Source organism: Mesorhizobium sp. B2-4-14 (assembly GCF_006442155.1).
Lineage (GTDB): Bacteria > Pseudomonadota > Alphaproteobacteria > Rhizobiales > Rhizobiaceae > Mesorhizobium.
On the sequence record NZ_VFVA01000047.1, the window covers coordinates 1 to 13,752 of the forward strand.

At 61.8% G+C, this 13,752-nt stretch carries 17 protein-coding genes; 8 read left to right on the plus strand and 9 right to left on the minus strand.

Annotated features, from left to right (window positions below):
• Positions 1 to 109: 109 nt before the first annotated feature.
• From FJ938_RS26535 to FJ938_RS26545, 3 genes are all read right to left on the minus strand, one after another.
• Positions 110 to 718 (minus strand): transglutaminase-like cysteine peptidase, encoded by a 609-nt coding sequence (locus FJ938_RS26535; RefSeq protein ID WP_140699046.1) that lies wholly within the window; start codon positions 716 to 718, stop codon positions 110 to 112.
• A gap of 297 nt (positions 719 to 1,015) precedes the next feature.
• On the minus strand, positions 1,016 to 1,633 hold the full coding sequence (locus tag FJ938_RS26540; RefSeq protein ID WP_091578409.1) for a PilZ domain-containing protein: 618 nt from the start codon (positions 1,631 to 1,633) through the stop codon (positions 1,016 to 1,018).
• Positions 1,634 to 1,752: 119 nt separating this feature from the next.
• Positions 1,753 to 2,385: a PAS domain-containing protein gene (locus FJ938_RS26545; RefSeq protein ID WP_140607485.1), complete on the minus strand. Its 633-nt coding sequence runs from the start codon at positions 2,383 to 2,385 to the stop codon at positions 1,753 to 1,755.
• Between the two features lie 388 nt (positions 2,386 to 2,773).
• On the opposite strand from FJ938_RS26545, the gene FJ938_RS26550 reads away from it, so the two are divergent.
• The 5 genes from FJ938_RS26550 (at position 2,774) to FJ938_RS26570 (ending at position 7,160) form a co-directional block, all read left to right on the plus strand.
• Positions 2,774 to 3,529, plus strand: coding sequence for a rhomboid family intramembrane serine protease (locus FJ938_RS26550; RefSeq protein WP_140607484.1), 756 nt, complete (start codon positions 2,774 to 2,776; stop codon positions 3,527 to 3,529).
• Between the two features lie 87 nt (positions 3,530 to 3,616).
• The gene (locus FJ938_RS26555) at positions 3,617 to 4,048 is read left to right on the plus strand and encodes a CBS domain-containing protein (RefSeq protein ID WP_140607483.1); all 432 of its coding nucleotides are present in this window, start codon (positions 3,617 to 3,619) and stop codon (positions 4,046 to 4,048) included.
• A gap of 263 nt (positions 4,049 to 4,311) precedes the next feature.
• Positions 4,312 to 5,811, plus strand: a complete 1,500-nt coding sequence (gene gatB / locus FJ938_RS26560) for an Asp-tRNA(Asn)/Glu-tRNA(Gln) amidotransferase subunit GatB (RefSeq protein ID WP_140699049.1) — start codon at positions 4,312 to 4,314, stop codon at positions 5,809 to 5,811.
• A gap of 5 nt (positions 5,812 to 5,816) precedes the next feature.
• Positions 5,817 to 6,317: a GNAT family N-acetyltransferase gene (locus FJ938_RS26565; protein WP_140699052.1), complete on the plus strand. Its 501-nt coding sequence runs from the start codon at positions 5,817 to 5,819 to the stop codon at positions 6,315 to 6,317.
• A 144-nt stretch (positions 6,318 to 6,461) separates the two neighbouring features.
• Positions 6,462 to 7,160, plus strand: coding sequence for an AIM24 family protein (locus tag FJ938_RS26570; RefSeq protein WP_140699055.1), 699 nt, complete (start codon positions 6,462 to 6,464; stop codon positions 7,158 to 7,160).
• Between the two features lie 136 nt (positions 7,161 to 7,296).
• On the opposite strand, the gene panC is transcribed toward FJ938_RS26570, so the two are convergent.
• Entirely contained in the window at positions 7,297 to 8,154 is an 858-nt protein-coding gene (panC, locus tag FJ938_RS26575; RefSeq protein WP_140699058.1) for a pantoate--beta-alanine ligase, read from the minus strand.
• Positions 8,151 to 8,993, minus strand: coding sequence for a 3-methyl-2-oxobutanoate hydroxymethyltransferase (gene panB, locus FJ938_RS26580; protein WP_140699061.1), 843 nt, complete (start codon positions 8,991 to 8,993; stop codon positions 8,151 to 8,153). The genes panC and panB overlap by 4 nt, the downstream gene beginning before the upstream one ends.
• 227 nt (positions 8,994 to 9,220) lie before the next feature.
• Between panB and FJ938_RS26585 the strand changes: the two genes are divergently transcribed.
• The 3 genes from FJ938_RS26585 to FJ938_RS26595 all read left to right on the plus strand — a co-directional run bounded on the left by FJ938_RS26585 (position 9,221) and on the right by FJ938_RS26595 (position 10,816).
• A complete protein-coding gene (locus FJ938_RS26585; protein ID WP_140607477.1) occupies positions 9,221 to 9,619 on the plus strand; it encodes an NADH:ubiquinone oxidoreductase subunit NDUFA12 in 399 nt (132 codons plus the stop codon).
• A 142-nt stretch (positions 9,620 to 9,761) separates the two neighbouring features.
• Positions 9,762 to 10,355: a DUF2155 domain-containing protein gene (locus FJ938_RS26590; protein ID WP_140699064.1), complete on the plus strand. Its 594-nt coding sequence runs from the start codon at positions 9,762 to 9,764 to the stop codon at positions 10,353 to 10,355.
• Positions 10,356 to 10,429: 74 nt separating this feature from the next.
• Entirely contained in the window at positions 10,430 to 10,816 is a 387-nt protein-coding gene (locus tag FJ938_RS26595; RefSeq protein WP_140607475.1) for a hypothetical protein, read from the plus strand.
• Positions 10,817 to 10,826: 10 nt separating this feature from the next.
• Here FJ938_RS26595 and aat read toward each other — a convergent pair whose 3' ends face one another.
• From aat to aroQ, 4 genes are read right to left on the minus strand one after another with little or no spacing between them, the layout of a single operon-like run.
• Positions 10,827 to 11,444: a leucyl/phenylalanyl-tRNA--protein transferase gene (gene aat / locus FJ938_RS26600; RefSeq protein WP_140699067.1), complete on the minus strand. Its 618-nt coding sequence runs from the start codon at positions 11,442 to 11,444 to the stop codon at positions 10,827 to 10,829.
• 12 nt (positions 11,445 to 11,456) lie between these two features.
• Positions 11,457 to 12,800 (minus strand): acetyl-CoA carboxylase biotin carboxylase subunit, encoded by a 1,344-nt coding sequence (accC, locus tag FJ938_RS26605; protein WP_140607473.1) that lies wholly within the window; start codon positions 12,798 to 12,800, stop codon positions 11,457 to 11,459.
• Positions 12,801 to 12,810: 10 nt separating this feature from the next.
• Positions 12,811 to 13,275, minus strand: a complete 465-nt coding sequence (gene accB / locus FJ938_RS26610) for an acetyl-CoA carboxylase biotin carboxyl carrier protein (RefSeq protein WP_140699070.1) — start codon at positions 13,273 to 13,275, stop codon at positions 12,811 to 12,813.
• 26 nt (positions 13,276 to 13,301) lie between these two features.
• Entirely contained in the window at positions 13,302 to 13,736 is a 435-nt protein-coding gene (gene aroQ / locus FJ938_RS26615) for a type II 3-dehydroquinate dehydratase (RefSeq protein ID WP_056566522.1), read from the minus strand.
• Positions 13,737 to 13,752 lie beyond the last annotated feature (16 nt).

Below are 13,752 nucleotides of genomic sequence, written 5' to 3' on the forward strand. Positions count from 1 at the left end.
GGGTGGGGACTCGACCGGGTTTCTCCTTAAGCGTGTCGCGTCAAGGCGACGCGCTTGATCTCGGTTCATGCATGCCGCTGTCACAAGGCCGCGGCCTGCATCTGCGTCCCTAGCGGACGCTGGCGACCGCGTCGGAGCGGCCGTCGTTGATCGTCACCCAAACGCCGGAATTCTCCGTCGATTGACGCTTGAGATAGGTGTAGTCGGTGTCCGTCCAGGACAGCACCTTGGTTTCCAGATTGTCGAGAATGAACTCACCAAGGCTGGTGCGCACGGTCAGCACGGCGTGGCCGTCGCCATTGGGTTGGCGCGCGACAGTCATCAGCAGGTCGCCGGCGGCCACGCCAACATCCATGAGTTCGCGGCGCTTTTCCAGCGCGTAGTCCTCGCAATCGCCATAGCCATTGTCCGGATAGGCCCAGTACTCCTCGACACCATAGTTTTCCATGTCGGTGCGCGGCTTGATGCGGGTGTTGACTGAATTGTTGATATTGACGATCGTCGCCCAGAGCTTGCGGGTCAGCTCGACCGGCGCGCCCTTTGGCGTCTTTTCGTTGCATTCGCCAGGGATGCGCTGGCAGAATTCATAATGGCCAACGGGCTGAGTCGTGCGGCCGCCGGTGTGCATATAGGCCGGTCCCGCGGCATATGCTGATCCCCAAGCGGAAAGCTGCATCGCCATTGCCATCAGCAACAGCTTGCCCCTCGTTTTTTTCATTTCTAGTCTCCCCGTTCGAAGGAGACATTGCCACAGGCGGATTTATTTGACGCAAAGGTGCGAAGTATATATTAAGTAAAACGTCCATAGAATAAACATAAAATTTGAATCATTTGAGTATTGATTTGTTCGGATCGCGTCCGGCCCGTTAGGTATGGGGCCTTGCATCAGGCACCACAGATGACGCTCGGGCTGTCAGAGCGGTTCTGGCGCTTCCGAGAAATTTCAATGGCGGTTGCCACAACAAAAAACCGGCCGCGAAGGGCCGGTTTGATTGAGGCGTGCTGCCCGATCCGGTCAGGCGCGCGGCGTGTTGAACTCGGAATCAAGCGTTTCGGGGCGCTGGATGACGGCGAACTCGATGGCGACGCCATCCTCGAAATGACGAACGATCTGGCCGCGCATGGTGCCCAGCATGACCTGGACGCCGATCGCCGGCTTGACGTCGATCTCGATCGCGGCGCCGGACAGCGACAGGTCGATGATCCGGCACTGGTACTGGCGGCCGTCGGTGAGCTGCAGCACGCTGGTCGGGTTGCGCGGCGCCACGCGCTCGTGGCGGCGGTCTTCCGGCAAGTCAAGCTCGTGCTTGTTGGCAAGCCAGGTCAATTGCGCGGCAAGCTTGTCCTTCTTGCGGTCGGACGCAATCACGGTCATCGCGAAGCCGTCCTGCAGCGTACGTGTGACGACGCCCTCGATGCGGCCGATATGGTCGATATAGGCAATGACCTTTTCGCCGGGCATGCCGACGCGGTCAGTGCGCAACGCGACGTTGCCGGGCGACATGTCGACGACCTGGCAAGGATGCTCGGTGCGGTCTTCCAGCATGAATCGCCCGTATATCTTGACCCGGACGCGCTGAAAGTTACGCCTTTCAGCTTGGGACGGCGCATAGTCGACCGCCGCTGACCTCATGACTGCCTACACCCCGTTTGGCATTCCCGCGCGTGGATGCGAGGAACTTCAGCAGAGAACTACAACAAAACGGGTTAACAAAGGGGAAAAACGGGCTGGCGGGACCGTACGATTGTCAACTATTCCTCGCGCCCGCCATCGAAGACGACGAGATGGCGGATGCGGCGCGCGCGGCCGAGTGCCGAGATCGTTTCGGGCGCCTCGATGTCGTCGGGAACGAGCGAGGGAACGCTGATCGCCGGACGGTTGTTCAGGAGCTCCTTCTCCGGGTCGATGACGCGGATAGAATCGATCAGTGCGTCCGTGATCGGATCGGCACCCAGCCAGAATGGCTTCTCCGCGGCGCTGACCACGCCGAGGCAGCGCGGGTTTTCGACGCCGCCGTCAAGCGGCAAGGCAAGCAATTCGAACTTGTTGGAACGGCCGTTGCGGCTGAACCCCTCGAACATCATCAGCACGACGGATTTCTGGTCGAAAACTCCTTGAATCAGCCGCGAGACCAGCCGCTGATCCTTCTCGCGCCACAGTGACGGGAAGGAGAACCCCTTGAGTTCGCGGCCATAGCAGGCGCAGAGCCTGGTGCCGGCGAGGCGGAATACGGCTTGCCCGCGGGTGTCCCTTTCCAGGATGAACGTATCGGCCAACAGCGACTTGATATCGGCCGGCTCGACTTCCGATCGCTTCGGAGCAGGGCGCCCGTCACGCAGTCGGTTCCAATAATGGAACAGCGTGATCGATCCGTTTTGGTTCATGGTATGCTGCTCCGCGCATTCTGTCGTCTGATGTCCCATCGGTGAACAGAAGGGCGCCCTCCGATGACCTACATGCGTTGCGGAGCAGGAAGCGTGCCAGCGTCGTTAACACTTGTTCACGGGTCGGGGCCGTTAAGGTTAACAAGTAGTTTACGTTGCGCCTAGGCGAGCCCTGTGGCACACCAAAACCACTCCAAAAGCGGTCGTTTCGCGACGATCGGCAGCACTTCAGTCAAGAGTTTCGGGGTAACAGGGGACTCGACCAGCCGTTCAAGGGAAACCTTGGACGGCTTCTTTTGATTCGCACCGGGACGATTCGCCGTTTGCGGTTCCATTGGCGGTGATCTAGATGCTCGCCAGATCGAACCAGCACCGAGTGCGATTGCAGATGAGCGAACCGGTAAATCCTTCCGAGACCGAACAGGTCGAGAGCGTGCCTCCGCCGGCGCGCGAGCCGGTATTCAACCTGCCGCCGATCGTGCTGGCGGTGATCGGCATTTGCGCGGTCGTCTATCTGCTGCAGCAGTACGTACTCAGCGATGCACAGCAAATGACGCTGCTGTACGACGGGGCCTTCATCCCTGTCCTTTACACCGGGCAGTACGGCTTCGACTGGTTCCTGTTTACCCGCCCCTTCACCTATGCCTTCATGCATGGCGGCTTTGCCCATATCGCCATCAACATGGTCTGGCTTGCCGCCTTTGGCTCGCCACTGGCCAATCGCCTTGGCGGGCTCTGGTTCGCCCTGTTCTTCGCTGCTACCGGGCTGGCTTCCGTGGCGCTGTTCTGGGCCATGCACCCTTATGGCGAGGCGCCGCTGGTGGGTGCATCTGGCGCCATATCGGGCATGATGGGTGCGGCCGCGCGTTTCGGTTTCCGCACCGACCGTTCGGCCGGCAAGGCGGCCTTCGCCGGTCCCGTGCTGCCGATCGCGAGTGTTTTGCGCTCGCGCGGCGTCGTGATCTTCCTCGCCATGTGGATGATCATCAATCTTGCCACCGGCCTGCTTGGCTTTGCCCCCGGTGTAGAGGGCCAGATCGCCTGGGAGGCCCATATTGGCGGTTTTGTCACCGGCTTCTTCGGCCTGCGCTGGTTCGACCGGCGATGGCAGGCGCCAAAGTGGGAAGCCCCCGATCACACTTGAAATGCAACCGATCACGGCGCACGATGTTCACTCTCAAGTGAAAGCCGGCCAGGGCAGGAACCGGTTGGCAAAGTAGAGGAGGACGCCATGACGGTTAAGGCCATTCTGGAGCAAAAAGGCCATGACGTGTTGACGCTCGGGCCAAACGAAAAACTCAGTGAAGCCATCCGCATCCTCACAGAACACAAGATCGGCGCACTGGTTATCACCAATGGCGATCGAAAGATCGTCGGCATCCTCTCCGAGCGCGACATCGTGCGGGTGATCGCCAAGGAAGGAGCCGCCGCACTCGACATTGCAGTGCGCTCGGCAATGACGCCGAAGGTGAAGATCTGCAATGAGAACCACACCGTCAACGAGGTGATGGAGATCATGACCAGGGGGCGCTTCCGCCATCTGCCCGTGGAGAAGGATGGCCTGCTGGATGGCATCATATCCATCGGCGACGTGGTCAAGCGTCGCATCGAGGATGTCGAGCGCGAGGCCGAGGAAATACGCGCCTACATCGCCACCGCCTGAGGCGATGAAAGAAAACCGCCGGTCGGAGGGCGGCCGGCGGAACCGATGGTCTACCGGTTGTCGAGTTCGGAGCGGACGAGCTCCAGACCCCCTTGTGATGCTGTAGGGACCGCCGTGCGAGGTGGTGGAGGATGCGCTGTCCCCACAAGCGCCGAGGGTTTGCGCTTGTCTCTTTTGGCGGTTTGCACTAGCGAAGCGGGTACGATTTGTACCTGCTGAATGTGCAGCGCATTCGGCATTCATCCGAAATTTGACGGCAGGCTATGAGCATCATCGATACCCGCACACCCGACGCAAAACGCCTGATATCAGGCGCCACCGGCGACTGGGAGATCATCATCGGCCTCGAGGTGCACGCGCAGGTCATTTCGGAGGCAAAACTTTTCTCTGGCGCTTCGACCGCTTTCGGTGCGGCACCCAATGCCAATGTCAGCCTGGTCGATGCGGCAATGCCGGGCATGCTGCCCGTGATCAACGAGGAATGCGTCAAGCAGGCGATCCGCACCGGCCTCGGCCTGAAGGCGCAGATCAATCACAAGTCGGTCTTCGACCGGAAGAACTATTTTTACCCTGACCTGCCGCAGGGCTATCAGATCTCGCAGTTCAAGCAGCCGATCGTCGGCGAGGGCACCGTGATCGTGTCGGTCGGTCCCGACCGCCAGGGCGAATTCGAAGACATCGAGGTCGGCATCGAGCGGCTGCATCTGGAACAGGATGCCGGCAAGTCGCTGCACGACCAGCACCCGACCATGTCCTATGTCGATCTCAATCGCTCCGGCGTGGCCCTGATGGAGATCGTGTCGAAGCCCGACATGCGCTCTGGCGACGAAGCCAAGGCCTATGTGACGAAGCTGCGCACCATCATGCGCTATCTCGGCACCTGCGACGGCAACATGGACGAAGGCTCGCTGCGAGCCGACGTCAATGTCTCGGTACGCCGCCCAGGGGGGGCCTTCGGCACGCGCTGCGAAATCAAGAACATGAACTCGATCCGCTTCATCGGCCAAGCCATCGACTATGAGGCGCACCGCCAGATCGCCATCCTGGAGGACGGCGGCAAGATCGAACAGGAGACACGGCTGTTCGATGCCGTCAAAGGCGAGACCCGCTCGATGCGCTCCAAGGAAGAGGCGCACGATTACCGCTATTTCCCCGACCCCGATCTTCTGCCGCTGGAGTTCGACCAGGCCTATGTCGATGCACTGGCCAGGGAATTGCCGGAACTGCCCGACGACAAGAAGGCGCGGTTGGTCTCCTCTCTCGGGCTGTCGACCTATGATGCCTCGATCCTGGTGTCGGAAAAATCGATCGTCGACTATTTCGAGAAGGTGGCTGCCGGCCGCGACGGCAAGCTCGCCGCCAACTGGGTTATCAACGATCTGCTCGGACAATTGAACAAGGCAGGCAAGGACATTGAAAGCGCTCCGGTTTCGCCCGATCAGCTTGGTGCCGTCATCGACCTGATCAAGGATGGCACGATTTCCGGCAAGATCGCCAAGGACCTGTTCGAGATCGTCTGGAACGAGGGCGGCGATCCGCGCCAGCTGGTCGAAAGCCGTGGCATGAAGCAGGTCACCGACACGGGCGCCATCGAGAAGGCGGTCGACGAGGTGATCGCGGCCAATCCGGACAAGGTCGAACAGGCGCGCGCCAAGCCGACCATGGCCGGCTGGTTCGTCGGTCAGGTGATGAAGGCAACCGGCGGCAAGGCCAACCCGCAGGCGGTCAACGACCTCGTCAAGGCCAAGCTCGGCATAGAGTAGCCGCCATGTTCGTGCGCACCGCCGGAGAGCGCGACCTCGGTGCCATCCGCACGCTGCTGGTCGAAACCTGGCATGCGACTTACGATGCGATCTACGGTGCCGGGCGGATCAATGAGGTTATCGATATCTGGTATTCGCCGGCGAAACTGAAAGCGAGCCTGGAACGGCCCAATGCCGAGTTCCTGGTCGCCGACGATAGCAAACGCATCGGCGGCGTCGCCCATGCCGAAAGCGCTGAGGGCGGCGCCGTGGTCGATCTGCACCAGCTTCTTGTCGCACCCGATCTGCAAGGCCGAGGCATCGGCGGCATGTTGCTCGACAAGGTGATCGAGAGCTTTCCGGAAGCCCGCGCCATACGTCTTCAGGTCGCGGAACAGAACAGGCGCGCCGTCGCCTTCTATCTGGGGAACGGTTTCGTCCAGATCGGCCGGACCGACAACCACGGGTCGGGACAGTCCGGCATTGCGGAGCTTATCCTTGAGCGGTCGCTGAGCGCTGAGCGCTGATTCTCCCGGGGACTGCATCACGTTGTTGCGAGCAGCTCCCTCAACCGCAGCTTTCATTTGACGGTCGTCCTCGGCAAATGCTGCTGTGGCTGACGCGCCTGTGACGGCCTGTCGTCGACCGGCGGCATGGCGCTAGGGGGAATCATGCCAAGCTTGCCGGAACTGATGCCGACACAGGTGTCGGACGAAACCTTTGGCGGCGTCACCTATCACATAGCGGGCGAACTTGTGCCCGTGCTTTCGGTCGATGTGACGCGCATGCCTGTCTATTTCGAGCACCACATCCTGTTGTGGAAGAACTCCAGCATCACCATCGGCCTGAAATCGCTGAAGGGCGCATTGAAGCGCATGATGGCCGGCATGCAGATTTTCGTCACCGAAGCGTCGGGGCCGGGCATCATCGCCTTCAGCCGCGACGGGCCAGGTCACATCGTGCCGATCCATCTCAGGCGCGGCGAGGAAATCCAGGTGCGCGAACATCAGTTTCTCGCCGCCACCGGCAATATCGACTACACATTCGAGCGTGTACGAGGCCTGGCGACGATGCTGTTCGGCCAGAGCGGCTTCTTCATCGACCGGTTTCGCGGCGATGCCGGCGACGGCATCGTCTGGCTGCACGGTTACGGCAATGTCTTCGAAAAGACGCTCGCACCGGGCGAGACCATCGACATCGAGCCGGGCGGCTGGCTGTTCAAGGATGCCTCGGTCAGGATGGAAACCAAGATCGACCGCCTGTCGAGCGGCTTCTTCGGCGCCAACATGAACTTCATCGTCAATCGCTTCACCGGGCCGGGCCGCGTCGGCATTCAGTCGATGTACCTGCATATGCCGACCGAGGAATAGATCGAGGGGTGCAGAGCACGAGAAGGATACAGGCCGAGGTCAGCGTGAGCGCAGCGGCGGCGACAGTTCCCGTACCGGCAAATTCGGGTTTCATTTTGCGCATGCCGATTCGCGAACCGGATCGGGAGGCTGAAGCTCACACTCGGGCGGCGGGAACTGCCACATTGTCGATCAGCCTGGTTTTTCCCAGCCAGGCGGCGGCGAGAACGCGGCCCGCGCGGTCGTGCCGCCATGGCGCGAGTGTCAGGCTTTCGCGGGCCTCGACATAGTCGACCTTCCGGAAACCGGTGGCGATCAGGGCGCGGATGGCTTCGGCGATCGCGTCTTCCTGGCCGACACCTGTCGCCAGCGCCGCTGCGGCCTTGCGCAGGATCACGTTGAGCTCCCGGGCGGTCTGGAGTTCGTCCTCGCCGAGATAGGCGTTACGTGACGACATGGCGAGGCCATGCGTGTCGCGTATGGTTGGCGCGCCGATGATGTCGAGAGGCAGGTCCAGGTCGCGGCAGAGCTGCCTGACGACGCAGAGCTGCTGATAGTCCTTTTCGCCAAAGACCGCATAGTCGGGCATTGCCTGCAGGAAGAGCTTGGCCACCACGGTGGCGACGCCCTCGAAAAAGGTGGGGCGAAAGTCTGATTCGAGCCCGGCGGATGGGCCGCCCACCGAGATTCTGGTGGCAAAGCCGGCGGGATACATCGCGTCAACCGCCGGTGTGAAGGCAAGATTGGCCTTGACCATTGCCAGCATATCCAGATCGCGGGCGAGCTGGCGCGGGTATTTTTCGAGATCCTCGCTCGGCGCGAACTGCGCCGGGTTGACGAAGATCGACACCACGCAACGCTCGGCTTTTTCCCTTGCGATCCGGATCAGGGAGAGATGTCCGTCATGCAACGCGCCCATGGTTGGCACCATGGCGACGCGCAGGCCATCGCGCCGCCAGTCGCGAACCCGCGCGCGAAGCGCGGCGATGCTGTCGACGACGTCAGGCCGGTTCATGCCTCATCTCCGCCGTTCGTGTTCGAAAAGATGTGGGAGGGGCCGGGGAATGTCCGGCTTCGCACCTCCGATGCGTAGCGCTGCGCGGCTTGCGCGATCACGCTGCGCAGATCGGCGTATTCCTTGACGAATTTCGGCACGCGGTCGACCGTCAGCCCGACCATGTCGTCGATCACCAGGATCTGACCGTCGCAGTTGCTGCTGGCGCCGATGCCGATGGTCGGTATGGCGATGCGGCGTGTGATATCGGCGGCGACAGCCTCGATCGTGCCTTCGATGACTACGGAGAACGCTCCGGCCTTTTCGACCGCGAGCGCGTCGGCGATCAGTGCCGCGACATTCTCATCCGTGCGGCCCTTGATCTTGTAGCCGCCATCCTTTTCCACGGATTGCGGCAGCAGGCCGATATGACCCATCACGGGAATGCCGGCGGCCACGATCGCCGCGATCTGCCCGGCCATGCCGACGCCACCTTCGAGTTTCACTGCCTGGCAGCCGGTATCGCCAACGATGCGCCGCGCCGAGACGACTGCCTGCGCCGGCGAGTCCTCATAGGTCCCGGCCGGCATGTCGACAACCACGCAAGCCCTGGCAGAGCCCCGCATCACGGCTTGACCATGCGCGATCATCATCTCGAGCGAGGCGCCTAGTGTCGTCTCATGGCCATGCAGAACCATGGCGACGCTGTCACCGACCAGAAGCAGGTCGACATGGCGGTCGAGCAGGCGAGCGACGGGATAGGTGTAGGCTGTCAGGCAGACCAAGGGCGTGCCGCCCTTGCGGCGACGAATCAGCTCGGCGCCGATGCGAACGTCGGTGGTCGGCAATTGCGTGGCCAATCGTCACCTCCTTCGGCCCGTTGCCGGATGGATACCCGCATCGGCGCTGAGCTTTAGAAAGAGCGGAAAGGCTTGGCAAGCGTGCATCCTGCCGCTTGCAGGGATCACAGGCTCGTATCCGGCCTCTGGCGCGCCATTTGCGCACTCCCGGCGGCAAAACCCTTGCCTTCGCGAAGGCCTGACGCCATAAGCAGGAAATAGGCGCCGCCAGCGCGAAGGGTTCCGAAATGAAGACTTTCCTGACGCAGTTTTTCACCTGGTGGAACAGCCAGACGCTGGGGACGCGCCTGCACACCTGGCGATTCGGCAAGAAAGTCGGCCAGGACGAGACCGGCAATGTCTATTACGAGGGCGGCATCGATTCGGAAGGCCGCACGCGCCGCTGGGTCATCTACCGCAACTATTCGGAAGCCTCGGCGATCCCGCCCGGCTGGCACGGCTGGATCCATCACCGGGTCGATACGGCACCCCCGAGCGACAATTATAAGCCGCGCGACTGGCAGAAGCCGCATGAGCCCAATCTGACCGGTACGCCGGCGGCCTATCGCCCGAAGGGCTCGGTGCTGACCAACCAGCATCGCCCGCAGGTCACGGGCGACTACGATGCCTGGACACCCGGGTCGTAACGGCCCCGGTTTGTAACGGCGCAAAGGTGCAGGCCGGTCCTTTATCGCCACAATTGGCGTTTAGCTGCTTGCTGATCAGAAAACGGCGATTAGCCTTGGCGATCGACGGAATCACCTGGGCGCGAACCTCCGGTACCCCTGTATGAGTTTTTTCAACCTGATATCGACGGGCGGTCTCACGCTAGCCGCCGGCCTTGCCGTCAGCACCGCCGCCTTTGCGGCTTCGCCCGCGCCGGCTGCACCCGCCGCACCCGCGCCGGCGCCGCCCGCGGGATCCGATCGCATCACCAATCCGGTCGCCGAGTTCGCTGGCATCGACAAGATCACCGGCCGCATCATCACCTTCGACGTCTATATCAATGAGACGGTGCAGTTCGGCGCTTTGCAGGTGACGCCGCGCGTCTGCTATTCCCGGCCGCAGAACGAGGAGCCGAAGACCGATTCCTTCGTCGAGGTTGACGAGATCACGCTCGACCGCAAGATCCGCCGCATCTTCACCGGCTGGATGTTTGCCGAAAGCCCGGGTCTCAATGCCGTCGAACATGCCGTCTATGACGTCTGGCTGAAGGAATGCAAGCAGAAGTCGGATGTACCGGCGCCAGATGCCACCAAGGCTGACGCTTCGAAGCCTGTCGCGGCCAAGCCCAAACCCGCTTCGGCCAAGCCGAAGCCCGGGGCTACTCCGGACGTGGAACAGTCCGACCCCACGGAACCGGATACGACCACGACCAACTGATCCCCGGAACCGTCGCGGCCACCACACGTTGGACCACGCACGACCGCGCATCGGTGCGCGTGGAGGATATTGCGATGTCAGACAGCAAGCGACTTACGGCCAACAAGGCGGAATTGCTGGAACTCGAAAAGGGGTTCTGGACGGGCGATGAGGCCTACTACGCGGCCAATGCCGATACCGAGTGCCTGGTGGCGTTTCCGCAGATGGCGCAGGCCATGGATAACGCCGATCTGGCCAAGACCGCGTCGAAGCCCAACCGGTGGCGCAATCTGGACATCGAGCTCAAAGGAATAATCGAACCCGGCAGCGACATCGTCATGCTGACTTATGAGGCCCATGCGACGCGCGAGAATGGCGAACCCTACGCAGCGCTGGTCAGCACAGGCTACGTCCATCGCGTCAACGGCTGGAAGATGATGTTCCATTCGCAGACGCCGCTGGAAGCCGCCGCGGTGAAGTAAGGCAGATCCTTTACGGGAAAAAGGCCGCTTCGCCCTTCAGAGCCTCCGCCAGCATCTTCTCATACTTGCCGCGCGGTACGTCGACCGCACCGAAGCGCTTGAGATGCTCGGTGGTGAATTGCGTATCAAGCAGCGCGAAACCGCGTGACTTCAGGCGTTCGACAAGGTGCACGAGGCAGATTTTCGACGCATCTGTCTCCTTGGAAAACATGCTTTCGCCGAAGAACACCCGTCCGAGCGAGACGCCATAGAGGCCGCCGACCAGCCGCTCTTCGCGCCAGGCCTCGACCGAATGGCAATGACCCATGCGGTGCAGTTGCACATAGGCCTCGCGGATCGGCGCATTGATCCAGGTCGAGCGGCGCTCCTCACGCTTTTCGGCACAGCCGTCGATCGTCGCCTCGAAATCGAAGTCGAAGCGAATGTCGAACGGATTCCTGCGAATCGCCTTCTTCAGGCTTTTGGGTATGTGGAAATCGTCGAGCGGTATGATGCCGCGCGTCTCCGGCCGCACCCAGAACACCTCCGGATCACCGGCACTTTCGGCCATCGGGAAGACGCCCGAGGCGTAGGCCTTGAGCAGAAGGTCGGTGGGTATGCGATAGCCAGGCGCGTAAGGACGGGTCATCGCGTCCCCGAACTATTCTTCCTTGGCCAGATATTTTTCCAGCCAATGGATGTCATAGTCGCCATTGGCGATGTCGGCATTGCCGACCAGGTCGCGAAACAGCGGCAATGTCGTCTTGATACCGTCGACGACGAATTCGTCAAGCGCCCGGCGCAGCCGCATCATGCATTCGACGCGATTGCGCCCGTGCACGATCAGTTTGCCGATCAGGCTGTCGTAGTAAGGCGGGATCTTGTAGCCGGAATAGACACCGGAATCGACGCGGATGCCGAGACCCCCAGGCGTGTGGAAATGGGTGATGGTGCCGGGCGAGGGCGTGAACGTGCGCGGATCCTCGGCATTGATGCGGCATTCGATGGCGTGGCCATTGAACTTGATGTCTTCCTGTTTGACCGAAAGTCCGCCGCCGGAAGCAACGCGGATCTGCTCGTGCACGAGATCGATGCCGGTGATCGCTTCCGTCACCGGATGCTCGACCTGCAGGCGAGTGTTCATCTCGATGAAATAGAACTCGCCGTTCTCGTAGAGGAATTCGATCGTGCCGGCACCGGAATAGCCGAGATCGGCGATGGCCTTGGCGCAAATGCCGCCGATCCGGGACCGCTCCTCGGCATTGAGTGCTGGCGAATTGGCCTCTTCCCAGACTTTCTGGTGACGCCGTTGCAGCGAACAATCGCGCTCGCCGAAGTGCACGCCGCGGCCAAAGCCGTCGCCGAACACCTGCACTTCGATGTGGCGCGGCTTCTGCAGGTATTTCTCGATATAGACGGCGTCGTCGCCGAAGGCGGCGCCCGCTTCCGAGCGCGCAGTCTGCAAGGCGACTTCGAGGTCGGCCTCGCTGTGGGCCACCTTCATGCCGCGCCCGCCGCCACCGGCCGATGCCTTGATGATCACGGGGTAGCCGATCTCGGCGGCGATCCGCTTGGCTTCCTTCTCCTCGCTCACCGCGCCGTCGGAACCTGGCACGACCGGAATGCCGAGACGCTTGGCGGTACGCTTGGCCTCGATCTTGTCGCCCATGATACGGATATGGTCGCCGGACGGGCCGATGAAGGTGATGTTGTGCGCGGCCAGGATATCGGCGAACTTGGCATTTTCGGACAGGAAGCCGTAGCCCGGATGCACGGCGTCGGCGCCGGTAATCTCGCAGGCCGCGACGATCTGGTGGATGTTGAGATAGCTGTCGCGCGATGGCGGCGGGCCAATGCACACGCTCTCGTCGGCAAGCCGCACATGCATGGCGTCGGCATCGGCGGTCGAATGCACCACCACCGTCTGGATGCCGAGTTCTTTGCAAGCGCGCAGAACCCGAAGCGCGATTTCGCCGCGATTGGCGATGAGGATCTTCTGGAACATCCGACCCGCTCTACTCGATCACGACGAGCGGCATGCCGTATTCGACCGGCTGCGCGTCCTCGAACAGGATCGCCGTCACCGTGCCGGCGCGCGGCGAGGGGATCTGGTTCATCGTCTTCATCGCTTCGATGATGAGCAGCGTCTGGCCTTCCTTGACCTTCTGGCCGATCTCGATGAACGCCTTGGCGTCCGGCGACGGCGCCAGGTAGGCGGTGCCGACCATCGGCGAGGCCACCGCGTTTTTCGATACGTCGACCGCTGCCGCCGGGGCGGCCGCGTTGGAAGGCTGGCCCGCAGCCGCCGGCGCATAAGTGGGCTGGTGCGCCGCAATCGCATGGACGGCAGGTGCCTGCCGTGACACGCGCACCTTCAGGTCGCCCAGTTCAACCTCGATCTCGGTCAGGTTGGTGTCGTTCAGTATACCCGCAAGATCGCGGATAAGCTGCTGGTCAACACCGGTCTTCTTTATGGACATTTTCGAGCCTTCTGTTTGTTGACCGGTCATAGGCGTGCGGCCAGCGCCTGCAGCGCCAGCGTGTAGCCGAGCGGCCCAAAACCACAGATCATGCCGACGGCGACCGGCGCGACCATGGAGACATGACGGAATGATTCCCGCGCGTGGATGTTGGAAAGATGAACTTCGGCGACCGGTAATGGCGCCACCGAACGAATGGCGTCGTGGATCGCGATCGATGTATGGCTGTAGGCGCCCGGGTTGATGACGATACCGGCAGCCTTATCGCCGGCTTCCTGGATCCAGTCGACAAGATCGCCCTCGTGGTTCGACTGGCGAAAATCGATCTCGAGCCCGAGCGATGTGCCCGCCTGCTTGCAGTCGTCGGCGATCGCGGCAAGCGTCTTGCCGCCATAGATGCCCGGCTCGCGCTTGCCGAGCGCGTTGAGATTGGGACCGTTCAGGACGAAAACCGTTTTCAAAAAAGCCGACCTTTTC